Below are 23,752 nucleotides of genomic sequence, written 5' to 3' on the forward strand. Positions count from 1 at the left end.
AGAATTTATTTTGCTCATCGGACACGCATTTTGTTAAAATGAAAGCCGATGAGTAATATGTGTCTGTCAGATTAAGTTTGAGCTATTATACATGAAGTGTAAACAACATGATGTTTTACTACAACTTATTTATTTTTCTTCATTTTCATATCAACCACCATACGGCCCCGAATTTTACCTGCTTTCATTTCATCGATCATGTTGTTGATATCTTCCAATGGTCTTTTTTCAACTATTGGTACAACTTTACCTTCTGCACTAAAACGAAATGCTTCAGCCAAATCTTCACGAGTCCCCACCAGTGAACCTAAAACTTGAATACCATCTAATACTGTTTTAGGAATGCTCAAATCCATATTTTCAGAAGGTAGACCTAATGCAACCACACGCCCTAAAGGTCGCACTGAATTGATAGCTTGATTGAACGCTGTTTTAGTCACAGAAGTTACAACAGCGCCATGAACGCCACCATCAGTATGCTTTTTAATATAAGCACCAACATCTTCAACTTTTTTAGGATTAACAACTAAATCAGCGCCTAAGGTTTTACATAATTCTAATTGGCTATCACTATTACTGATTGCAACTACTTTATTGTTAAACACTTTTTTACCGTATTCAATTGCGAGTGTTCCTAATCCACCAATACCAAAAACAGCAAGCCATTGTCCTGGTTTAGTATCCGCCACTTTAATGCCTTTATAGGTAGTCACTCCAGCGCAAGTGACACTAGTTGCTTGTGCAGGATCGAGCCCTTCTGGCACTTTAACTGCATAATCAGCCTTAACAATACACTGTTCTGCCATACCACCATCGACAGTATAACCAGAGTTTAAAGCGCTTCGGCAAAATGTTTCATTGCCTGAAATACAATACTCACAAGTACCACACCCGGCATGAAACCAAGCAATACTAACTCGATCTCCGATTTTCAGACTTTTTACATCAGGAGCGATTTTGGTCACAATCCCTACGCCTTCGTGACCAATAACGCGCCCTGGCTTTTTACCAAAATCGCCAGCAGCAACATGGAGATCGGTATGGCAAAGGCCACAATATTCAACATCAACAAGCGCTTCCCCGGCTTCTAAAGGACGAACTGGAATATCTTTAATTTCGACTTGTCCATCACATTCTTGTTTGATAACAGCAGCTTTCATATTTTTCTCCTAAATAATTTTAAAGTTAAAATATAATTGATTCTCATTCTAAACGAATTATTTTGAAAAAATATGAGTAATTTCACAAAATTATAAAAAAATAATTATTTCTATAGTTGTGTACTTATTATGTAATATTTGCACAATTATCCGCTTTTCAGGTTATTTTTGTAAAAAATATTCAGGATTCTATGCCGTTTGGTTATCAAAAAGCTGAAAATAGCGATAGAGCCTTTAACCTTTAAACAGCGTTATACGCCACGCCATCAAGAAACGCAAAATTTTTCCAACCGATAACCTCAGTTAAAAAATCATCTATTTAGCAATACAACAAACTTTAGAAAAATGGACTATGCCGCTCCAAAACTAGAAAAGTGCAATAAGTTGGTTTATTATAGAATTTGGTGACAGAATCAACTGTCACCTTTAACGGGTAAGCACATAAAATTTGGGATTAGGTCAATTATAAAATTATTTTACCAGCATTTTTATCTAGTGTTGCTTGACCAATTCCTGAAACTTCTTTTAACTGCTCAACAGAAACAAAAGGCCCAAATTTTTCCCGATATTCGATAATTTTCTGAGCTTTATTTGCCCCAATTCCAGTCAATACTTTTGATAATTCTTCTGCTGTTGCGGTATTAATATTTACCTGAGCAATTTGCTTCTGTTCCTTCTTAATTGGTGAAGATGTTATAGGAGTCGAATCAGCAAAACTTATATTTGGAAAAATGAAACTAGATAACAGAATAAATAATAGTGAAAATATTTTCATTTGATTAACCTCTAAAAATAGTTACGCAAGTAAATTTGCGTAATAACTATCTCACTTAATCAGATAAAAAAATTTTATGAATTATAAAAATGGGAAAAGTCACCTAAGTGACTTTTCTTTTTTTCAATTATTGCTACTATTTTGAGAACTCAATCACAAATTAGCATCAGGCATAATTTCTATCTTAACCTTAGAGCGTATATCTGCTGCAAGATAATAATGCGTATTATTAATGAATTTAGGTAACAATTCAGAAGAAATATCATTATAGTCTTTCGGTGTGTCTACCTTAGTTAGCACAACAATGTAAGCATTTTTATCATCCAAAAATTCTACACCGTAAACAGGTTTATTCTCTACTGAAGGATTTAAATTAAAAACCATATCAATAACTTGTTTATTAAGTTCGGTTGAATTTCGATTCAAAGTATAATTCTTTGCAAACTGCACATTTTTAGCTTTTCCTGTTTCGTTCAATTCCGTCAATATATTATCAACACTAGATTTGAATTTATTCTGAGTCATTTCGGTAACAAGTTTTTTATGGATGTCATCTTTAACTTCATCAAATGATGCTATTCCTTCAGGACGATAATCAATTGTTTGTACAACAAAATCATATTTCCCATAATTTCTATCAACAGGTATTAAATCAGAAATGTTACCCGTCGTTTTACCATCAATAATCATTTCTTCACTAAATATTACATCTCTCACTTCAGGATAAGAGGCAATTGAAAACTTATCATCGAAAGTAATCCAATCTGAAGTATTTACTTCCAATCCAACTTTGCTAGCAAGCTCTTCAATGCTATTAGGCGATTGACTCAATGCAGTTCTAATTTTACTTTCTTCATTTTCTAATGCTTGCTTAAGTTTTTGGTTAAAGAGTTCTGAATGAATTTGATACCTTATGTAATTAAAATCCATAACCTTCTTAGGTTGGATACCATCTAATTTCACTATTGCATAACCGTTATCAATATTGATTGGTGACGAAATTTGTCCTATCTTTTTCAACTTAGCATCTTTAAATACTTGAGGTAAAGAATCATCATCAGCAAACCATCCCAATGAACCATTTTTACCATATGGAGAAATACTTTGATTTTGATTCACTGTTTTAACAATATTTTCAAAACTAGTCTTAGCAGAAGAAAGATTTTTTGCAATATTATTAGCTTGTTCTTTATCGGTAACAAAAATTACACTATAAGCTTTTTTAGCTGGATATGAATAAGCTTTAATATTTTTATCATACTCGTTTCTAAGCTCGCTTTCTGGAACATCAATTGTTTTTCTTATTGTATCTTCAGAAGTCAAAATATATTTAACTTTTACGCGCTCATTTTTAAAAAACGCTTTTAAATGTTCGTTATAATATTTTTGTTCATCATCGAACGTGATAGTTGACTCATCAATATCACTTACAGAAGTATTAACCGAAGTAGCGTATACTTTTCTTGTCTGATTTTTAAGTAAAGATATTTCAGAATCAATTGGCAAAACAAAATTACTATTTGTTAAGGAATTAACAAGCTGTTGTTGCTGTAATACCGTTTTTATAACTTCAGCATAACTATCTGAAGTCAAGCCATTCTCAGCCAAAGTTTCTAAATATGTTTGATTATCAAATTGTCCATTTTTGAAAAAAATACTTTGTTTCTTAATAAAATTTTCAATCTGATCATGACTAATAGCTATACCAATCTCTTGTGAAAATTTATAAGCTAAATAATTATCAATTTGATGAGATAATACCTTACGGCGTATCTGTTTAATAAAATAACTACTGCCACCAGATTTTTCTATTTCTGCTTTAGCTTGTGCTTCAAATCCTGCTCGGCTAATACCTTCACCATCAACTTTTGCAATGTATTGTTGTTGATCTCGTACACTATTTTTACTACCACCAAAGCCTAAAAATCCGACGCCAGTAAAAATAAAACATACAATAATTATTGCAAAAATAATCTTAACAACAATACTATTTGCTGCTGTTCGGATTGTTTCCATCATTTCTTGCGATTCTCCATATACCTAATGTTGAACTTTGCAAGTATAGCATATTTAGCTAAATTGGCTATTAACATAATGTTGAGCTTAAAAAAAAGATCAACCAAAGTTGATCTCAGATTGATGAGTTTAACTCACGTTTTTATTACTATTTTCTTAGCAACCCACCTAAGATATCGGCTGCTTTTGATTTAGATTTTGAATGTTCTTTAGAATTATGATTATCTAATTTGTCACGGAGTTTTTCTAAACGTTCTTGTAATTTATCACTTATAACATCGGTAAGTAATTTACTCATATCAATTTGGTAATGAAGTTTAGTAAATTGGCCATAAATACGTAGTGGTATTGTCAACTTTTGTAGTTTTGCAATCGTTTCATTTTTAGCGTTCCAACCACCTAACATTTTCAAGTTCAAATTAATATCCAAGTCCCGTTTTAATATTCCAACTTGCCCTGAACCATTAATAACATCAAGTGTTTCAGAATTAGCATTTAATGTTGAAAACTCCAAGTTACCTTGCTTCAAATAGCCATTAACCGTAATTTTATGAAATTCGGTATATTTTTTTTGATTTTCTGGTGTTATGGCTTCTTTAGAATATTTAGCTGCTGCATTTTGGATGATGCTTTGAATATTTAAATTATTGAGTCTTGCATTCGTCACAACAATAGCAAGATTCCCTTTTAAGCTAGCTAAAAGTGCTGAACCAACTAGACTATTACTTTCTAAATCCCCTGTAGCGTTAAATAAACCTTCAAGATCATGTGCTATATCTATTTGGTGAAAAAATGAATTTAAATCAATATTAGTTATTTTAGTATTAAGCTTCATTAGGGTATTTTTTTGTTTGCCATTTGCTAAACCCGTTGCAACTATACGACCTTTGGCAAAATCAAAACTAATATTTTTAAATATTGCAATACCGTCATTATTAGTAATATCAACATCAATATTATTTAATCTTATTTTGTTAGCATTGAACTGTTTAATACTTAACTTAGCTTTAGCATCAAAAGTATTTAAAAAACTTAATTCATTATTGGTTTTTGTGATATTTGATACCACCGGTGATGTTTGTTGAGTCGGCGCATTTTCATTTGATTTTTCATCTATTTTTAAAAATGAATAAAGATCAATTTTATCTGAATTTACCTGAAAATCTATATATGGTTTACTGGCTAAATCAGCATTGATATAGCCAGTAAAATAATTTTCATTAACTGAAAAAGATAAATTTTGGCTTTTTAACGACCTTGGGGCCTGTTGATAGTTAAATACGCCATTTATATTGCCTTTAAGTTCTTTGGCCGAGTTAGCAATGCCTTTATATGTGAAATCAAACTTTTTTAAGTCAATTATTGCTTGTTCCGGAAATTGATTTAGATCGACATTAGCACGTGCTATATACGATAAATTTTGTTGGTTTTTATCTATATTACCACTTAAATCAATGGAAATATTTTTATTATTATTTTGTTCTATTATCAGATTAATATTTCTAAAATTAATTAAATCGTTTTTATGTTTGAACACCACTGTACTATCAACAACTTCAAATTTATTTAAACTAAATTGCCAATTAGATGATTTTTTTGAATCTTTCGAGTTAGTTGATTCATTAGTAGAATTAGATGGTGTTTTAGCTCCATTTGTTGTAATAGTTCCTTTACTTTCATCAGTAATATTGATGGTTGCTGATCTTATAAATATATTTTTAACTGATAATTTTTTTGAGAAAAGAGGCAATAACTCAACATCAAGTCTCATATTATCTGCTGTTAAAATAGGTTTAGCTGCATCAGTCTCAGATAGTTTTACTGAATCGGTTAAAATACTCACTTGTGGCCATATATGCCAACGCAAATTACCATCAATAGATAATTCATAACCTGTTTTATCTTTCACTGTATCTGAAATAAATCCGCGAAAGTTGTTAGGATCTACAAAAATAATAAGTGAAAAAATGCTAATTAAAATAGCTAGAATTAAGGCAAATAGAATAATCAATATTTTTTTGATCATATTAAAGTTCCTTTATTAAGGCATATAAAATGCTTAGTCTTTATCAATACGACTGGCAACTGCTCCATGTTGGTCTTTATATTTTGCATCTTGCCTTCGATTATATGGTCTTGCAGCAGATCCTGTTAGTGTTTCAAAACTGAGTGCTCCGATTGTCATGCCAGGTCTAAGTGCTAATGGAATTTTTCCTGAATTGTAAAATTCTAACACAATCTGTCCCTGCCAACCAGGATCGATACGATGAGCTGTAACGTGAACCATAAGCCCTAGTCTGGCAAGCGATGAACGGCCATCTAACCAACCAACCAAATCATCAGGAATAGTGACTGATTCTAATGTTACCGCTAATGCTAATTCACCAGGGTGCAAATAAAAAGCATCACCTTCCGGTAAGACTATTTCCTCGCTCATTACTCGTTCTAGCACTGCTGATACTTCTTCTTTAGGTCCACTTAAATCTATATAGGGTGTGGTATGTTCCCGAAAAGTTCGAAATTGATTGCCCAATCTAACATCAACCGTTGCACCATTGATACAACTTGCTGCGGGTTGTGGTGTTATTTTTAATTTACCATTTTGTAAATATGCTTCGATATCTCTGTCACATAATCTCATGAGTTATCCTTAATTCAAGCTTATATTACCTTATTCTAACAGGTTCTTTTAATGGCGTCGATGTTAGTTGCTTAAGGTTTTAGTACCCATGCACGTCCATAATGGTTATAGTATCCCGCTAATTTTCCTGGTTTATCACCAACTCCTAAATAAAGGTCAAAATGTTGACCTTTTATAGCTCCACCAACATCAAGAGCAACCATAAGTCGAGTTTCTCGTCTACCTCGATATTGGCCATCATCATCAAGAAGTGGTACATCAACTAATACTACAGCTCCTATAGGAATGATCGATTTATCTGAAGCAACCGATGCGTTTGCCACTAAAGGTACTTCAGCAGCACCTATGACCTCGGCATTATATTGTGGTTTGAAAAAAACAAATGAACGGTTTTGAATTAATAAAGATTTAAGTTGTTCTTCGTTTTGATTTTCTGCCCAATCTTTAATTGATTGTATGGACATGTTTTCTTTTGTTATTTCACCTTGCTCAACTAATAATCTTCCTATACTTGAATAACCATGATTATTTTTACCTCCATAGCAAAAAAAGACTAAAGGTGAACCATCTTCAAAATCAATATAAGCACTACCTTGCACTTCCATAATAAAGTTATCCATTAAAGAGTTACTATAAGCGATTTCAAGATCCTTTCCTGCTAATGCACCATTATAAATTTGCTCACGATTGGGTAATTGCTCTCCACTACTAGTGGGCATTTTGTAGATAGGATATTTAAATTCTGCTGTTGGTTGATGTCTTGCTTTGATTATTGGCGTGTAATAACCCGTTAAATGTACATTACCGTATCCATCTTGTCCAACCATTTCATAACTATTAAGTCCAACTTTATCAAATTCATCAGTTTTTAAAGAACGATTAATCCATTCATTTATAGCTTTATATATATGTTCATTTTTACGATACAAAGCAGGAGATGACGATTTAATTTTTTCAACTTGGATAATATAGTCTGATACATTGACAGGGATATTTAATTGAGGATGACTGATATTTAGTGGTAAAGATAGTTGTCCATCTTTATATTGTTGACCCTGAGCAGTTGGTTTATTGGTATTTTTTAGGATAATGATTAGAAGAAATAAAATAAATAAAATGCATAAAAAATAAAAACGATAATAACGAATGTTTTGTTTCATTTGAGTAAATAATCATAATAAGTTAAAAAATACTATTATTTATGCTACACAATTCTATTATAAGAAACTACCAATAAATATAATGTAGTTATAAAAATTTTTCATAACAATTAGGCTTGCGATATTATGCTATAGACTTTATAGTCCTATCATCCTAAAAATTATGAAAATAAAAGGAAATAATAGCGATGAGCATTACATCCTCAAAACATGATCTAAAGCGTAACCTTTCTAATCGCCATATTCAATTAATCGCAATTAGTGGCGCAATTGGTACCGGCTTATTCATGGGCTCAGGAAAGACTATCAGCCTTGCAGGGCCTTCTATTATTTTTGTCTATATGATTATTGGTTTCATCTTGTTTTTTGTTATGCGTGCGATGGGTGAAATCCTTCTCTCTAATCTAAATTATAAATCATTTAGTGATTTTTCTAATGATCTTTTAGGTTCTTGGGCTGGATTTTTTACTGGTTGGACTTATTGGTTTTGTTGGGTTGTAACAGGGATTGCAGACGTTGTTGCCATTGCTGGATATGCTCAACATTGGTTTCCCGAGTTACAGTCATGGATACCAATGCTGTTAACGGTTGTTTTGCTATTAACTTTAAACTTATTAACAGTAAAAATGTTTGGTGAAACAGAGTTTTGGTTTTCAATGATTAAAATTATTGCAATTTTAGCCTTGATTGGTATTGGACTTGTACTGATTTTAACTGCGTTTCATTCCGAGCAAACTAATACCACCGCTGCATTTTCCAATCTATGGGAATACGGTGGATTTTTCCCTCATGGTGCTATGGGCTTTTTTGCAGGCTTTCAAATTGCGATTTTTGCTTTTGTGGGAATTGAATTAGTTGGTACAACAGCAGCAGAAACAGTCGATCCGAACAAAAATTTACCACGAGCCATTAATTCTGTGCCTGCGCGTATTATTTTTTTCTATGTTTTTGCTTTAATCATTATTATGAGTGTAACACCGTGGGAATTAATTTCGCCAAACAAAAGTCCTTTTGTTGAGTTATTTACCTTAATTGGTCTGCCTGCTGCAGCAAGCATCATTAATTTTGTCGTACTAACATCTGCAGCATCTTCAGCTAATAGTGGTATCTACTCAACAAGTAGAATGCTATTTGGACTGGCTAAAAAACAAGATGCTCCAGAACCCTTTGGTAAGTTATCCAGTCGTTCGGTGCCAGCAAATGGTTTATTATTTTCGTGTAGTTGTTTATTTGGCGGCGTTGTATTGATTTACTTAGTACCTAATGTCATGGAAGCCTTCACCATAGTCACTACAATTTCAGCTATTTTATTTATGTTCATTTGGTCGATGATTCTTATTTCTTATATTGCTTATCGTCGTAAAAAAGATAATTTGCATCAGCAATCTCAATTTAAAATGCCAGGTGGAATTTTGATGAGTTATGTTTGTTTAGTTTTTTTTGCTTTTATGATTGTGTTACTTAGTTTTGAGGCTGATACTCGTCAAGCGCTAGTGGCTACACCTATTTGGTTTATTATTTTAGGGATCAGTTATTATATTCGCTCTTTAAAACGTACTTAACTCTAATAAATGGCAGGGGGACCTGCCTATGATTTATATAACATTAATTTTGATCTTTTTCTGGCCAAATAATACTAGCAATAATGCCTAAAGTTAGTATACCTAAAATGATATAAAGACTTGTAGTTGCATCTATATTAATACCATATCCAAATAGGTGATGACTTGCATTTAACGCTAATTTTCCTGCAATAAAAAAAAGTAAGCAGGTAACCGCTTTACCAATGTGAACTAAATATTGCTTCATTGCTTGTAAAATAAAATACATTGTTCTAAGGCCTAAAATGGCAAAAATCATGGCACTATAAACGATTAACGGTTCTTGACTAACAGCGATCACAGCAGGAACTGAATCAAATGCAAACATGACATCACTAAGTTCAATGACAACAATACATAAAAATAGTGGTGTAGCATAAAAAAAACTTTTAGGTATTTTACCAACTAAATTACTATTTTCAGGTTTTGTAAGTTCTGCATCAAGTTGCTTTTGTGATAATAAAAAACGATGGCCAACAATTTTTGGATAAGATGGAAAAATACGTTTGGCGATGCGGAAAGCAAAGTGATTTGAGTAATCTTTTATATTTTGTTCATTGTCTTGATTTCTCAACATCATTACTCCTGTGCAAGCAACCAAAATTGAAAACACAAATTCCATCCAAGGACCTAAATATAGCAATCCTGTACCAAGGATAACAAATATGGCACGAAATATAATAGCACCAATAACTCCCCAATAAAGTAATCGATGGCGATAATTATTTGGTACTGAAAACCATGAAAAAATCGCCATAATTACAAACAAATTATCGACTGATAAAGCTTTTTCAAGAACGTAGCCTGTAATAAATAAACTTGCTACCTCTCGGCCATGATGGATGTACAAAAATAGAGCAAATGCTAATGCAACTATTACCCAAAATACTGACCAGATAATAGCATTGTTTAAACTGATAGATTTATCGCTATGATGGGCGTATAAATCAATAATAATTGCAGCCAAGGCTAGTCCAATAAATACCAACATCGTTTCTATTGGAAAACCTAATGAATGTTGAATCATAATTATATTACCTAGTTTCAAAAGTTATATGGGGTTAATTTTGCTTTTTGTTATGTTGCATTTTTCAATCGTACATAATTATAAAAGTGCTTGAGTATATATTGCTAGCTAAATCAAAAAAAGTTATATTTGCAACTCATATTTAACTGTTTTTATTTAATAACATTTTGAGCCAATATTCATGATAAAATTCAAGGTAATTATTTTTTTCCTTTTCTCTTTTTTTTCTGGATTATTAAATGCACAACCAGTAGAACCTTATCTATCTTCTTTACCTAAAGGAAGTGATTTATCCATTTTGGTTCAATCGGTGGGGACTAAACCTAAGACAATAGCAAAATATAAAAGTGATCAATTTAAACAACCAGCAAGTACTCAAAAGCTCATAACTGCTTTAGCCGCTCAACTTGAGCTAGGCAGTGATTTTCGATTTATAACGCGCATACAAACCAATGGTTCAATAAGTAAAAAACAGTTAAATGGTGATTTAATTATTCAATTAAGTGGTGATCCAACGTTTACTCGAGCTCAATTAAAAAATATGATTGCGACTTTACGTCAAAAAGGTATTGAAAAAATTGTAGGAAATGTGATTTTAGATACTTCAATTTTTACAAGCCATGACAAAGCTCAAGGGTGGTCATGGAATAATTTAACAGCTTGTTATAATGCCTCTCCATCGGCAGCAATTATTGATGATAATTGTTTTTACGCAACTGTGACACCTGGGAAAGTAGGCGAAAAAGCTTCTATTTCCGGACCTTCTAATATTCCTGTTGTGGTTATCGGGAGTGTAAAAACTATCGCGAAAAATAGTAAAGACATCAATGATAGGTATTGTGAATTAGATGTTAATTATTCATATAAAAATCGATATTATCTATCAGGCTGTGTTGCTGCAAGTTCAGATAAAATACCGTTAAAATTTGCGGTGATTGATGGTGTTGAGTATTTTTCTACTATTTTAAAAAATGAACTTAAATTACAAAAGATAACTTATACAGGATCGCTCTTTGAAATTAATCAAAAAAGTAACTCAACGTTAACTTTATTAGCTTCGAACCAATCAGCGCCACTTTCTGATTTATTAACAGTGATGCTCAAAAAATCTAATAATTTGTATGCGGATATTATTTTTAGAACTTTAGGAGCGCATTATTATAATGTCCAAGGTACATGGCGTAATGGTGGTGATGCCGTTAAACAAATTTTACGCAAAAAAGCGGGGATTGATCTTGAAAACTTAGTTATTGCTGATGGTTCAGGTTTATCTCGTTTAAACTTGGTGAGTGCTGATAAATTAATGGAAGTTTTACAATATATTGCCGCCCATGACAAACAATTAAAAATTATTGAAAAGCTACCAATTGCAGGGGTTGATGGAACTTTACAAAATCGCAAGAGCTTTAACCAAGCACCTTTTAAGGATTCGATACGTGCTAAAACAGGTTATATTCAAGGATGCTATAATTTAGCTGGATTTATACAAAAATCTGATGGTAAATATATGGCTTTTGTTCAGTTATTATCGGGTTACCATGCGGATCGTCAAACTGGTCCTAAAAATAGTGCAATTATGCGTTTTGAATCGGAATTTTATAAAAATTTTATTAACTAATTTTTAGGAAAAAGCCGAGTTGTGTACACTTGATGATTAAAATAATCCTATAAAAACGCATAAGGCTTTCTTCTTGAAATCGCTTTATGGGGGGGATTAACGGTATAATATGCAGAAACAACTCATATTGTTTCTGCATATTACCGTAATTTATTAAATTACGGTAATAAATGCGAGGGATCTATACATATAAATTAATTAAAAAATCCCTTAATTTAGCAAAATCATCAGGCATATAATGAGAAAGTAACGTCATATCAGCTCGCTCTGCTAATTCTTTAGGCAATGAAACTGATTTACCTAAAATATCTTCAACCACTTCTTTAAATTTAGCAGGATGTGCCGTACCTAAAAATAGTCCATATTCACCCTCTTGTAACTGATCACGCAGTGCTCGATAAGCAATTGCACCATGAGGTTCAGATAAGTAACCTTTTTGATCAAGTTCACAAACAGTTTGCTTAGCAACTTCATCCGAAACAGTAGCATGACCGAGTGATTTAAGATCCCATCCCTCACGCTTATAAATCTCTTCGATACGGGGCCAGTTATTTGGTTGGCTTACATCCATTGCATTCGATAATGTTGCAATGGTTGTGTGAGGTTCCCACTTACCGGTTTCTAAATAACGAGGCACGGTATCATTGGCATTCGTTGCGGCAATAAAGCGTTTAATAGGTAGTCCCATTGTTTTCGCAAGTAGACCTGCTGTTAAGTCACCAAAATTGCCACTCGGTACAGAGATAACCAGCTGTTCACGTTGGGTTGATGTGAGTTGTGCAAAAGCTTCAAAATAGTAACAGATTTGTGCTAATAATCGGCTAATATTAATTGAGTTAGCGGAGTTTAAACCGATTGTTTTTTTCAAATCTTCATCATCAAATGCTTTTTTAACTAAGGCTTGACACGCATCAAAGTCACTTTGAATAGCAATTGTATGTATATTATCACCTAAAGTACAAAATAACTTTTCTTGTAATGGACTAATTTTACCTTCTGGGTATAAAATCACGACGCGAATATTTGGTAAATGATAAAACGCATGAGCAACAGCCGCACCAGTATCGCCAGAAGTAGCAGTCAAAATAGTAATTTTTTTGTCAGCAGCAACTTGCACTAAAGCTTGCGCCATAAAGCGTCCACCAAAATCTTTAAATGCTAATGTTGGTCCATGATATAGTTCTAATGAACCAATGTCTGCTTCCACAGAAGTTACTGGAGCAGGGAATTGAAATGCATTTTTAACAAGTCTATGCATATCATCACAGCTAATCTCATCACCAATAAAAGCAGATAAGATTTTGGCACTTCGTGTAATGAAATCAAGTTTTAATAACGACTCAATTTCGGATGATGAAAATTTAGGTAATTGTTGAGGAAAGAATAAACCTTGTCCTCTTCCTAATCCTTGTTGAACTGCTTGTGCAAAGCTAACTTGCTGGGAATGATCTTTTAAGTTATATAATTTCATAATATTTTCCGGTTATCTTTATGCTTTACTTCTGTACTTTTACTGATATCAATCTAATCAATAAAAATTGGAGTTTTTTCTAGATTTAGACCTATCTTTATAATAAAAAAACTAAATAACTCTTGCACCTTGAGTATCAATTTTACAAATATGAGTAAAACCTTCATCATTTTGCAAATAATATTTTTTAAGTAATAATTCAATTTGCTGAGCTGTTTCAAGTTTATCGGCAATCACAAACATTGTTGGCCCTGAACCTGAAATCCCCGATGACAAAGCACCAAGTTGCTTAACCCGTTTTTGAGTTTCATCAAAATTAGGTAATAATTGTTTACGATAAGGCTCAGCAATATTATCAAAAAGCATTGTGGCAGCCAGCTTAGGTTGTTTGGTATAACAAGCATGCAAAAATCCCCCCACATAGCGACCATGTGCTACACAATCAGACCTTTGATATTGAGCAGGTAAAATTGCACGTGCTTCAGCCGTTGATACCTTTATTCCTGGATAAGCCATCACCCAATACCAATCATCAAAATGCGGAATCGACTCACTAATAATACCCATCTCATTAAGAATAAGTTGCATCCCACCTAAATAGCATGGCGCAACATTATCATAATGCACACTGCCCGAAATACGACCTTCAAGTTCTCCCATCATGGATAACATTTCAAATTCATTAAAAGGTTTATCAAAAAACTCATTTAATGCAACTAATGCACCAACTACTGAGCACGCACTTGAACCTAAACCAGAGCCAATTGGCATATTTTTTTCAAGAGTCATACTAACAGGTAAAGTTTTACCCATTGCTTGACAAAATCGCTGCCAACATTGAAATACAATGTTACATTTTGGATCACGTGGTAGCTTTTTGACAAATTGACCTTTGCAAGTAAGAGAAAATTCGTTAGCAGATTCAACCGTAATACAGTCACCAAGCATAGCGCCACTAATCGGGCTAATTGCTGCGCCCAATATATCAAAACCAACGCTAATATTAGCCATTGATGCAGGCGCATAAACAGTTAAAGATTTATAACTCATTTAACCTCCAATTTTACCTGATGTTGTACGTAAAATATCAGCAAAAACACCTGCTGCAGTAACATCATTACCAGCACCATAACCACGTAATACAAGTGGAATAGGTTGGTAATAACGAGTATAAAAAGCTAAGGCATTTTCACCATTTTTAATTTTATAAAGAGGATCTTCGCTATCGACAGCTTCAATTCTAACACTACATTGATGGTTTTCTATGCTACCCACATAACGTAGTACTTTACCTTCTTTTGCTGCTTGTTCAGATTTTACTTTAAATTCTGCATCTAGCTGCGGTAATTTAGCCATAAACTCATCAATGCTACCTTGTGCATATTCAGCAGGTAAAACCGATTCGACATTGATCTGATCCAATTCTAATTGTAAACCTGATTCTCTAGCTAAAATAAGTAACTTTCTAGCTACATCGGTTCCAGATAGATCGTCTCGAGGATCAGGTTCAGTAAAACCTTTCTCTTTAGCCAATTTAGTTGCTTCAGATAGTGACATGCCTTCGTCAAGTTTACCAAATATAAAAGAAAGCGATCCTGATAGAATTCCCGAAAACTTGATTAACTCATCACCTGCATTAAGTAGATTTTGAAGATTTTCAATTACCGGTAACCCAGCCCCTACATTGGTATCATATTGGAATTTACGCTTACTTTTTGCAGCTTCTTGACGTAAGCGTAAATAGTAGGCCATTGAGCTGGTATTTGCTTTTTTATTTGGTGTAACGACATGAAAGCCATTAGCTAAGAAATCAGCGTATTTGTCAGATACTTCGCTACTAGAAGTGCAATCAACGAGAATCGGATTAAGTAATCGATTAGATTTGGCAAACTCAATAATACTATCTAATGAATATTTAGTATCACTTTGTTTGATTTGATCACGCCAATTACTAAGATCAATACCGTCTCTATTGGTTATGCTGTGTTTAGAGTTAAACAAACCACATACTCGCAAATCAATCTGTTTGTTTTTAAGCCATTTTTGTTGACGTCCGATTTGGTCGACAAGCGCACCACCAACCCCACCGACACCAATAACAAAGACATCAAGCATTTTATCAGTACCAAATAACATTTGATGCGCAACACGAACGCCCATTACAGCAACATCATTATCAACTACAACTGAAATTGAGCGTTCAGATGAACCTTGTGCTATAGCAATAATATTAATATTAGCTCTGGCTAATGCTGTAAAGAAATTAGCTGATAAACCACGTAAGGTACGCATGCCATCGCCCACTACAGAGATAATAGCAAGCCTTTCAATTACCTCGATCGGTTCAAGTAATCCATCTTTTAATTCTAAATAAAACTCATCACTTAAAGCTTCTTCTGCACGATAAAGTTCTGTTTGTGGCACACAAAAACTAATGCTGTATTCAGATGATGATTGAGTAATAAGTACAACTGAAATGCCAGCATAAGACATCGCAGAAAAAACACGTGCCGACATACCAACCATACCTTTTAATCCTGGGCCTGATACATTGATCATTGCCATATTATTTAAATTAGTGATCCCTTTTACAGGTGTGGTTGAGTCAACAACATTGGCACCAATAAGTGTTCCTGGCGCATCAGGATTATTGGTATTTTTAATTAAACAAGGAATCTGAAATTGGGCAATAGGTAAAATAGTTCTTGGATGAAGGACTTTGGCACCAAAATATGAAAGTTCCATCGCTTCTTGATAAGACATTGTTTTTAGTAATTTGGCATCTGGCACAATACGGGGATCACAAGTATAAACGCCATCAACATCGGTCCATATTTCACAGCTATTTGCTCTTAAACAAGCTGCTAATACGGCTGCAGAATAATCAGAACCATTTCGCCCAAGCACAACTAATTCACCTTTTTCATTACCGGCGGTAAAACCAGGCATTAGTATAAAATTGTCTTGTGGAATGTGCATTTCAGAAATTCGATGAGTCGACTGTGGTATATCAACAGTCGATTCTAAATAATCACCTTCTGCAATAAGCATAGCAACAGGATCTATTACCGTGATCATATGCCCTCTTGCTTTGAGAAGTTCTTGCATAATAGCAATTGATAGCTTTTCTCCACGGCAAATAATTGATGCATTGATACTATCAGGACATTGACCGAGTAAACGGATACCTTCAAGTAATTGCTTAACATGATTTAATTCATTAAGAGCAAAATGCTTCATCTCTTCATAAGCAAAATTAGGTTGAGCTTTTGCAAGACCTGCTAATAGATCTGCAAATATTTTTTCAGCATCATAAATGTTACTTTTGATATCTTGCCCAGCAATCGTTTTTTCAACCATGGCTACTAAATGGTTGGTAATTTTAGCAGGTGCCGATAAAACAGTGGCGGTTTGCTCTTGTTTAGCATTATTTTCAATAATTTCTGCAACTCGCAAAAAGCGTTCTGCGTTAGCAACAGATGTTCCTCCAAATTTTAAAACTTTCATATCACACCTTACTTATTATTTTAATTTATGCCCATTACGATTCAAAATACAGTTTATTCGACCTTGTTATGTCGATAGGTATTAAGAAAACCTTTTAGCGGTATAACGTTAGTTGTAATTTTATTTTTTAGCTACATTTACTTTTTATATAAAATTTTTGGATATAACAAAAAAACCCGCCTTGTCTTAGGCGGGTTTTTAATATTTATTGAAAAAATCAACCCGCCCTAGATCGCATAATAGTACCTAAGGTGTTAATAATTCCTGTCATACTAACTAAAATTATCATGATTTTTCCTAAGAAATATTTAATTAAACTAAAAACAAAACAGCCCGACATTTTCATGTCAGGCTGTAATTTTAAAAAAACTTTTTGCTATTTTCGTATTCATTAACAACTTTATTCAATGCTTGATATAAGCACTTTTCATCTTGTTTTTTTAATGCTTCATCTAAAATATTAAGATACGATAACATTAGCTTTTGATTATCTTCGGCAAATTGCGGCGATACTTCTTGATCTTCATATAACATAACATATGTACGAGCAAATCCAAAAATCAAAAAATAAACCGATGCATTTTTTGGATCTTCTTGAATTAATGCTCTCATTGCCTTTCTTAACTTTACATAACTATCAGTACCAGGCAAGCTCGTTGCAAATGTTTTCGTTACTTCAGAAAATGTCATTGCCATAAACCTCAATCAAAATCACAAGAAGAAAGAATAGCAACCCATTAGCATAAGTGCAAGTCTATTTTGTTTACTAAGCAATTTTTTTTAATTTTTAGTAAAAATCAAAATGCAACAATCAATGCCAATAGGTATATTATTCGTTAACTTCTTTACAGACAGATAATCCTGCTGATGCTTGTGCAACAGGCATTATTTCAATTGAGTTAACATTAAAATGATTTGGTGTATTAATTAACCAAGAGACAGTATTAGCTATATCTTCAGGAGTAATAAATTCAACACCTTGATAAACCTGTGCGGCTTTCTGGTTATCGCCATGAAAGCGAACATTTGAAAACTCTGTACCACCACATAATCCCGGTTCGATATTAGTGACTCTAACCTTTTTTCCTAACAAATCGGTACGCAAATTAGCACTAAATTGTTTAACAAAAGCTTTAGATGCACCATAAACATTTCCGCCTTTATAAGCATAAGTACCAGCCACCGATCCAAGATTAATAATATAACCAAAATTGCGCTCAACCATTTCTGGTAAAATTTGTCGAGTTAGATTTACTAGCCCAATAATGTTAGTTTCAATCATTGTTTCCCAATCGTTATAATCTGCTTCATAAGCAGGTTCTAAACCTAATGCTAGACCTGCATTATTTATTAAAATATCTATCGGCTTAAATTCATTTGGTAGTTGCAATACAATAGTATTTACTGCATCTTTTTTAGTTATATCTAATGGTAATGAAAAGAAATTAGCACCTAAGTCATCTGCAAGGTTTTGTAGTTTATCTGCACGTCTAGCTACGCCTACAACTTTATAACCATCTGCTATAAGCTTACGGCAAATAGCTTGCCCAAATCCAGAAGATGCGCCAGTAACCAAAGCTATATTCACATTAAATCCCCTTATTAAACTAAGTTAAAATTGGAGTATATTTCGATAAACGACTATATGCATAAACAAAAAGTAGTACATAAAAATATACTGAAACACATAGTTACCTGAAAGTTTTTTACAAAAAACTATCTAATATCTATAAAAAAACCCGCTAATTAAACGGGTTGATATTTAATACTTCATTTAGCAGGTTCTTTCGCTGGTTCTTCATCTTTTAGCGGAACAATTAATGTATCAATATGTGTATTATTGATAAGTTGACGAGCAGAAGACATTAACTTACTCCAAAAGTCCTGATGATGACCACACACGACAAGATCAGCGCCATATTCATGAATTGCTTCGATTAATACTTGGTCAAATTCACCATTCCCGGAAAGAGTATGAGCTATAGGATAACCTGCATCATCCGCTAATTTATTTAATGCAAGATGAGCTTCTTCGGTAATACGATCTTTCATATCATTCATATTAATATCAACTAAACCAGTATAAAGATCTGAATAATTAATACCAACATGAATCAGTGATATTTGAGCATTATATGGTCTGGCCATAGAAACAGCTTTTTCGACAAGTACTTCACTTTCAGGTGATAAATCCACTGCGACTAATATATGTTTATAAGCCATGATACTTTTCTCCTTCCTATTTTTAACGCTCAAGTAAATTAAACCAGTACTCTACTTTTACTACTAAATCAATTTTTGAGCAAGCCAAAAAAGTGATCCAGATAACAAAATCGAAATTGGAAGTGTTAAAACCCATGTTAATGCAATATTTTTAATGGTTTTACTTTGAACGCCACCACCATCAACAATCATTGTACCAGCAACTGATGAAGAAAGTACTTGAGTTGTTGATACAGGCATTCCAGTATAACTTGCAACCCCAATTGATAAAGCTGTTGTTATTTGCGCTGATACCCCTTGCGCATAAGTCATTCCTTTTTTACCAATTTTTTCACCAATAGTAATAGCTACACGACGCCATCCTATCATTGTTCCGACAGCCAATGCCGAAGCTACTGCAATGATAATCCAAATTGGCGCATACTCAACAGTTTTAAGTAGATCATTATTTAAAGATTTTAAATATTGCTTGTCTTCTGACGATACATTAGGTTGTTTAGCCACATGTGATACCGTATCAGATAAACACAGTAATATACGCCTGGCTTGTGAACGCTGTTCAACCGTTAATGACTCATAATCATTTATTTTATTAAATAAATGGTTAGCAATACCTAGGGTGATAAACGAATGTGAATAATCACAATGATATTTATTTAAGTCATTTATAGCAATACTAGTATCTAATATAGGCTGTTTACCAATTACCTCTGTTAGATCATCATTATGCGCCACAAAGTATTCTTCAATTGCGTGAATTGCGTTACGTGTGTTAGTTATATCATAAGTCGAAGCGTTCATATTAACGATAAAACCTGCCGGTGCAATCCCCATTAATACTAACATTAATAAACCAATACCTTTTTGACCGTCATTAGCACCATGTGAAAAACTCACACCTGCAGCAGAAATAATAAGCATTATTCGAATCCAAAAAGGAGGTTTCTTTTTACCATAGAGTTTTTCACGTTGCTCTGGTGTCATAAAGATGCGTTCGCGTTTTTTACTACTTTTTTTGCTTTGACTTTTACGAGTCCAATATTTTCGTAATAAAAAAATCATCAACCCTGCAATCACAAGACCTACCATAGGAGAAATAATCAATGATAAGAAGATTTGAATCATTTTAGGAATATTAAGTGCATCAATTATTGAGGTATCCATTATAAATGCGTTAGCCAGTGCTACTCCAATAATTGAACCAATTAATGTATGCGAGCTTGATGCTGGAATACCAACATACCAAGTACCTAAATTCCAAATAATTGCAGCGAATAAAATGGAAAAGACCATAGCAAGCCCATGAGCTGAACTTACATTAAGTAATAAATCAGTAGGCAATAGATGAACAATAGCATAAGCAACACTCAATCCACCAAGTAGCACACCAAAGAAGTTAAACATGCCCGCCATAAAAACAGCGATTTGCTCTTTTAAGGCTCTTGTATAGATTACAGTTGCAACAGCATTAGCTGTGTCGTGAAATCCATTAATTGCTTCATAAAAAAGGACAAAAAATAGCGCCATAACTAATAATATGACGGTAGAAAATTCTAATTCAGCAAATAGATGAAACATAATATATCTTTCTGTTGTTAATAGCGCTTCTATTATCCTTGAGAATGAGATAATGAGCAAAACAAATTTTACATTTTTCGTTTTGCGTAATGCGCAGCTAACACAGCACAAACCATTAATTGTACTTGATGAAAGATCATTAAAGGTAAGATCATTATCCCCATTACCGACATAGGAAAGATAACACTCGCCATAGGAATACCACTTGCTAGGCTCTTTTTTGAACCACAGAATACAATTGTGATTTCATCTTCTTTATTAAAACCAAGTAATCTTGAGCCATAAGTTGTTATTAATAAAACAACTGTTAATAACATAATAGAATAAAAAATAATTTCTAGAAGTGATAACAAACCAACTTGCGACCATATACCATTAACAACCGCATCACTAAAAGCGACATAAACCACTAACAAAATCGACAAACGATCTGTTTTAGAAATAATATTTTTATACTTATCTATCCATTTACCAATAAAGCGTCTAGATAAATGCCCAACAACAAAAGGCAACATTAGTTTTAGCATAATAGAGGTAATGGCATCAATTATGTTCATTGATGCCAAGGTTTGAGTATGTATTAACAATCCAACTAAAAGCGGAGTAATAAACACCCCCAATAACGTTGATGCTGAAGCACTGCAAATAGCTGCTGCCACATTACCTTTAGCTATTGAAGTAAATGCTATTGCAGACTGCACTGTTGCTGGTAAAACACAAAGATAAACAAAACCTAAATAAATATCATGTGATAAAAATGTGGGCACTAATAACTGCATCATCATGCCTAAAACGGGGAATATTACAAATGTAGTTGTAAATATTAACAAATGTAATCGCCAATTTTTTATACCTGTGACAATTGCTTGAAAAGAAAGCTTTGCTCCGTGCATAAAAAATAATAAGCCAATAGCAAATGTGGTGAAATATTCAAAAATGACTTTAGTTTGCCCTTTACAAGGAAACAGACTAGCTGTAATGACAACACAAATGAGTACCAACAAGAATGAGTCGATCTTAAAACGTTGTAGTATATTCATGTTTTTTAATATCTTTGATTAACAAGAATAAAAAAATCGCCACAAAAGTGGCGATATACAAAAAATAAAATTTATTCTAAAAAGCTACGAAGCACATCAGAACGGCTTGGATGACGTAATTTTCTCAGCGCCTTAGCCTCAATTTGACGAATACGTTCACGAGTTACATCAAATTGTTTACCTACTTCTTCCAATGTGTGGTCAGTATTCATATCAATACCAAATCGCATGCGTAACACTTTTGCTTCTCTTGGTGTTAATCCTGATAAAATATCACGTGTAGCACTGCGTAAGCTTTCAGAAGTCGCCGCATCTAGCGGTTGCTCAAGCGCAGTATCTTCAATAAAGTCACCTAAATGTGAATCTTCATCATCACCAACTGGCGTTTCCATTGAAATTGGTTCTTTAGCTATTTTAAGTACCTTGCGAATTTTATCTTCAGGCATTTGCATGCGTTCAGATAACTCTTCAGGTGTTGGTTCACGACCAATTTCCTGTAACATTTGACGAGAAATACGATTTAACTTATTAATTGTTTCAATCATATGCACAGGAATACGAATTGTCCTTGCTTGGTCAGCTATAGAACGCGTAATCGCTTGTCTTATCCACCAAGTTGCATAAGTTGAGAATTTATAACCACGACGATATTCAAATTTATCAACTGCTTTCATCAAGCCAATATTACCTTCTTGGATAAGATCTAAGAATTGTAATCCACGATTGGTATATTTTTTTGCAATTGAAATAACAAGCCGTAAGTTAGCCTCAACCATTTCTTTTTTGGCTCGACGTGCTTTAGCTTCACCAATAGACATGCGTCGATTAATATCTTTAATTTGCTCAATAGAAAGATTTGTTTCGACTTCTATTTGTTGTAACAAATTAACCTGAGCTTCTATTTCATTATCAAAATCTGTTAAATTAGCTGCAAATGCATTTTTTGAAGTTAACGCTTTCTTAAACCAATCCATGTTATTTTCGTTACCAGTAAAATACGTCATAAATTGCTTTTTCGGCATTTTACATTGCTCAACACAGATCTTCATAATTGCACGTTCATGAGTTCTAACACGCTCCATCATGCTTCTCATGTTATTGACAAGAATATCAAATTGTTTAGCAACTAAACGAAATTGTTTAAAGATCTCTGATAGATTTTCGATCTCTTTTTGTGCTTTTTTATGAGCACGGCCATATTTTTTGATCGCATCAGACGTTTTATCATGTTGCTCTTTTAATTCGGCAAATTTAGCTTTTGCAACTTCAGGATCGATAGAAACATCGTCATCAGTAGTTGAAGAATCACTTTCTTCATCGTCACTTTCATCATCACTATCATCAATTTCAATTTCAGCGCCGCTAACCTCTAAATCTTCCGGCAATTCCTCAGCAACTTCTTCCGCATTTGGATCAACAAAACCAGTGATCAAATCAGATAAGCGAACTTGTCCACTTTCAATTAAATTATATTGCTCTAAAAGATAAGTAATAGCCTCAGGATATTCTGATACTGAAGTTTGCACTTGATTAATGCCATCTTCAATACGTTTAGCAATATCAATTTCGCCTTCACGTGTTAATAGTTCAACCGCACCCATTTCGCGCATATACATACGAACAGGATCGGTTGTTCTACCGATTTCTGACTCAACATTAGATAATACTAATGCTGTAGCTGCCTCAACGGCTTCTTCATCAGGGACATTATCTGAAAGTAATAACTCATCAGAATCGGGGGCTTCTTCAAGAACTTGAATCCCCATATCATTGATCATTTGGATAATATCTTCAATCTGATCTGAATCAATAATCTCTTCCGGTAAGTGATCGTTAACATCAGCATAGGTCAAGTATCCTAGCTCCTTACCTCGGATGATCAGGAGTTTTAACTGTGACTGAGAATTTTGCTCCATAAAAGGTATCCACTTTAGT

The 23,752-nt window shown here is 33.5% G+C and carries 18 protein-coding genes and 1 pseudogene; 3 read left to right on the top strand and 16 right to left on the bottom strand.

Translation table 11 applies throughout. From position 1 onward, the window contains the following. Nucleotides 1-125: 125 nt before the first annotated feature. Nucleotides 126-1,160, bottom strand: a complete 1,035-nt coding sequence (gene adhP / locus GQ590_RS00825; protein WP_160405941.1) for an alcohol dehydrogenase AdhP — start codon at nt 1,158-1,160, stop codon at nt 126-128. 241 nt (nt 1,161-1,401) lie between these two features. On the opposite strand from adhP, the pseudogene GQ590_RS12425 reads away from it, so the two are divergent. After that, nucleotides 1,402-1,530 (top strand): annotated as a pseudogene (locus GQ590_RS12425) (IS256 family transposase); the annotation flags it as partial. 93 nt (nt 1,531-1,623) lie between these two features. Here GQ590_RS12425 and GQ590_RS00830 read toward each other — a convergent pair. The 5 genes from GQ590_RS00830 to mltA all read right to left on the bottom strand — a co-directional run bounded on the left by GQ590_RS00830 (nt 1,624) and on the right by mltA (nt 7,752). Continuing rightward, a complete protein-coding gene (locus GQ590_RS00830) occupies nt 1,624-1,935 on the bottom strand; it encodes a helix-hairpin-helix domain-containing protein (RefSeq protein WP_160405942.1) in 312 nt (103 codons plus the stop codon). A 153-nt stretch (nt 1,936-2,088) separates the two neighbouring features. Continuing rightward, a complete protein-coding gene (locus GQ590_RS00835) occupies nt 2,089-3,954 on the bottom strand; it encodes a SurA N-terminal domain-containing protein (protein WP_160405943.1) in 1,866 nt (621 codons plus the stop codon). 145 nt (nt 3,955-4,099) lie between these two features. Continuing rightward, on the bottom strand, nt 4,100-5,977 hold the full coding sequence (asmA, locus tag GQ590_RS00840) for an outer membrane assembly protein AsmA (protein WP_160405944.1): 1,878 nt from the start codon (nt 5,975-5,977) through the stop codon (nt 4,100-4,102). Between the two features lie 33 nt (nt 5,978-6,010). Continuing rightward, complete coding sequence (dcd, locus tag GQ590_RS00845) at nt 6,011-6,592, bottom strand: dCTP deaminase (protein ID WP_160405945.1); 582 nt, start codon at nt 6,590-6,592, stop codon at nt 6,011-6,013. 71 nt (nt 6,593-6,663) lie between these two features. Further along, nucleotides 6,664-7,752 carry a murein transglycosylase A gene (mltA, locus tag GQ590_RS00850; protein WP_160405946.1) on the bottom strand — a complete coding sequence of 363 codons (1,089 nt, stop codon included), beginning with the start codon at nt 7,750-7,752 and terminating at the stop codon, nt 6,664-6,666. 188 nt (nt 7,753-7,940) lie between these two features. Between mltA and cycA the strand changes: the two genes are divergently transcribed. Beyond that, a complete protein-coding gene (gene cycA / locus GQ590_RS00855; protein WP_160405947.1) occupies nt 7,941-9,314 on the top strand; it encodes a D-serine/D-alanine/glycine transporter in 1,374 nt (457 codons plus the stop codon). A 43-nt stretch (nt 9,315-9,357) separates the two neighbouring features. Here the strand turns inward: cycA and GQ590_RS00860 are convergent, their stop codons facing one another. Further along, nucleotides 9,358-10,380, bottom strand: a complete 1,023-nt coding sequence (locus tag GQ590_RS00860; RefSeq protein WP_160405948.1) for a TerC/Alx family metal homeostasis membrane protein — start codon at nt 10,378-10,380, stop codon at nt 9,358-9,360. A gap of 181 nt (nt 10,381-10,561) precedes the next feature. Here GQ590_RS00860 and dacB point away from each other — a divergent pair, with 181 nt between their 5' ends. Continuing rightward, on the top strand, nt 10,562-11,998 hold the full coding sequence (gene dacB / locus GQ590_RS00865) for a serine-type D-Ala-D-Ala carboxypeptidase (protein WP_160405949.1): 1,437 nt from the start codon (nt 10,562-10,564) through the stop codon (nt 11,996-11,998). Between the two features lie 181 nt (nt 11,999-12,179). On the opposite strand, the gene thrC is transcribed toward dacB, so the two are convergent. From thrC to rpoD, 9 genes are all read right to left on the bottom strand, one after another. Further along, nucleotides 12,180-13,469 (bottom strand): threonine synthase, encoded by a 1,290-nt coding sequence (thrC, locus tag GQ590_RS00870; protein WP_160405950.1) that lies wholly within the window; start codon nt 13,467-13,469, stop codon nt 12,180-12,182. Nucleotides 13,470-13,580: 111 nt separating this feature from the next. Next, entirely contained in the window at nt 13,581-14,519 is a 939-nt protein-coding gene (gene thrB, locus GQ590_RS00875; protein WP_160405951.1) for a homoserine kinase, read from the bottom strand. Beyond that, the gene (gene thrA / locus GQ590_RS00880) at nt 14,520-16,976 is read right to left on the bottom strand and encodes a bifunctional aspartate kinase/homoserine dehydrogenase I (protein ID WP_160405952.1); all 2,457 of its coding nucleotides are present in this window, start codon (nt 16,974-16,976) and stop codon (nt 14,520-14,522) included. It abuts the gene before it with no gap. Nucleotides 16,977-17,336: 360 nt separating this feature from the next. Beyond that, entirely contained in the window at nt 17,337-17,666 is a 330-nt protein-coding gene (locus tag GQ590_RS00885) for a hypothetical protein (protein ID WP_160405953.1), read from the bottom strand. A gap of 139 nt (nt 17,667-17,805) precedes the next feature. Continuing rightward, nucleotides 17,806-18,558 carry an SDR family NAD(P)-dependent oxidoreductase gene (locus GQ590_RS00890; RefSeq protein ID WP_368669143.1) on the bottom strand — a complete coding sequence of 251 codons (753 nt, stop codon included), beginning with the start codon at nt 18,556-18,558 and terminating at the stop codon, nt 17,806-17,808. A gap of 188 nt (nt 18,559-18,746) precedes the next feature. After that, complete coding sequence (uspA, locus tag GQ590_RS00895) at nt 18,747-19,199, bottom strand: universal stress protein UspA (RefSeq protein WP_160405955.1); 453 nt, start codon at nt 19,197-19,199, stop codon at nt 18,747-18,749. A gap of 63 nt (nt 19,200-19,262) precedes the next feature. After that, on the bottom strand, nt 19,263-20,777 hold the full coding sequence (gene pitA, locus GQ590_RS00900; protein WP_160405956.1) for an inorganic phosphate transporter PitA: 1,515 nt from the start codon (nt 20,775-20,777) through the stop codon (nt 19,263-19,265). Between the two features lie 68 nt (nt 20,778-20,845). Beyond that, nucleotides 20,846-21,817 (bottom strand): bile acid:sodium symporter family protein, encoded by a 972-nt coding sequence (locus tag GQ590_RS00905; RefSeq protein ID WP_160405957.1) that lies wholly within the window; start codon nt 21,815-21,817, stop codon nt 20,846-20,848. A 71-nt stretch (nt 21,818-21,888) separates the two neighbouring features. Then, complete coding sequence (gene rpoD, locus GQ590_RS00910; RefSeq protein WP_160405958.1) at nt 21,889-23,733, bottom strand: RNA polymerase sigma factor RpoD; 1,845 nt, start codon at nt 23,731-23,733, stop codon at nt 21,889-21,891. Nucleotides 23,734-23,752 lie beyond the last annotated feature (19 nt).

The sequence above is a fragment of the Gilliamella sp. Lep-s35 genome (assembly GCF_009795845.1).
Lineage (GTDB): Bacteria > Pseudomonadota > Gammaproteobacteria > Enterobacterales > Orbaceae > Gilliamella.

Excerpts from the sequence above, each read along its gene's own strand:
- uspA (WP_160405955.1), bottom strand. The coding sequence starts at position 19,199 with ATGGCTTATAAACATATATTAGTCGCAGTGGATTTATCACCTGAAAGT.
- thrC (WP_160405950.1), bottom strand. The coding sequence starts at position 13,469 with ATGAAATTATATAACTTAAAAGATCATTCCCAGCAAGTTAGCTTTGCA.
- GQ590_RS00885 (WP_160405953.1), bottom strand. The coding sequence starts at position 17,666 with ATGACATTTTCTGAAGTAACGAAAACATTTGCAACGAGCTTGCCTGGT.
- thrB (WP_160405951.1), bottom strand. The coding sequence starts at position 14,519 with ATGAGTTATAAATCTTTAACTGTTTATGCGCCTGCATCAATGGCTAAT.
- cycA (WP_160405947.1), top strand. The coding sequence starts at position 7,941 with ATGAGCATTACATCCTCAAAACATGATCTAAAGCGTAACCTTTCTAAT.
- mltA (WP_160405946.1), bottom strand. The coding sequence starts at position 7,752 with ATGAAACAAAACATTCGTTATTATCGTTTTTATTTTTTATGCATTTTA.
- dcd (WP_160405945.1), bottom strand. The coding sequence starts at position 6,592 with ATGAGATTATGTGACAGAGATATCGAAGCATATTTACAAAATGGTAAA.
- asmA (WP_160405944.1), bottom strand. The coding sequence starts at position 5,977 with ATGATCAAAAAAATATTGATTATTCTATTTGCCTTAATTCTAGCTATT.
- GQ590_RS00830 (WP_160405942.1), bottom strand. The coding sequence starts at position 1,935 with ATGAAAATATTTTCACTATTATTTATTCTGTTATCTAGTTTCATTTTT.
- GQ590_RS00905 (WP_160405957.1), bottom strand. The coding sequence starts at position 21,817 with ATGAATATACTACAACGTTTTAAGATCGACTCATTCTTGTTGGTACTC.
- GQ590_RS00835 (WP_160405943.1), bottom strand. The coding sequence starts at position 3,954 with ATGATGGAAACAATCCGAACAGCAGCAAATAGTATTGTTGTTAAGATT.
- dacB (WP_160405949.1), top strand. The coding sequence starts at position 10,562 with ATGATAAAATTCAAGGTAATTATTTTTTTCCTTTTCTCTTTTTTTTCT.
- rpoD (WP_160405958.1), bottom strand. The coding sequence starts at position 23,733 with ATGGAGCAAAATTCTCAGTCACAGTTAAAACTCCTGATCATCCGAGGT.
- adhP (WP_160405941.1), bottom strand. The coding sequence starts at position 1,160 with ATGAAAGCTGCTGTTATCAAACAAGAATGTGATGGACAAGTCGAAATT.
- GQ590_RS00860 (WP_160405948.1), bottom strand. The coding sequence starts at position 10,380 with ATGATTCAACATTCATTAGGTTTTCCAATAGAAACGATGTTGGTATTT.
- thrA (WP_160405952.1), bottom strand. The coding sequence starts at position 16,976 with ATGAAAGTTTTAAAATTTGGAGGAACATCTGTTGCTAACGCAGAACGC.
- pitA (WP_160405956.1), bottom strand. The coding sequence starts at position 20,777 with ATGTTTCATCTATTTGCTGAATTAGAATTTTCTACCGTCATATTATTA.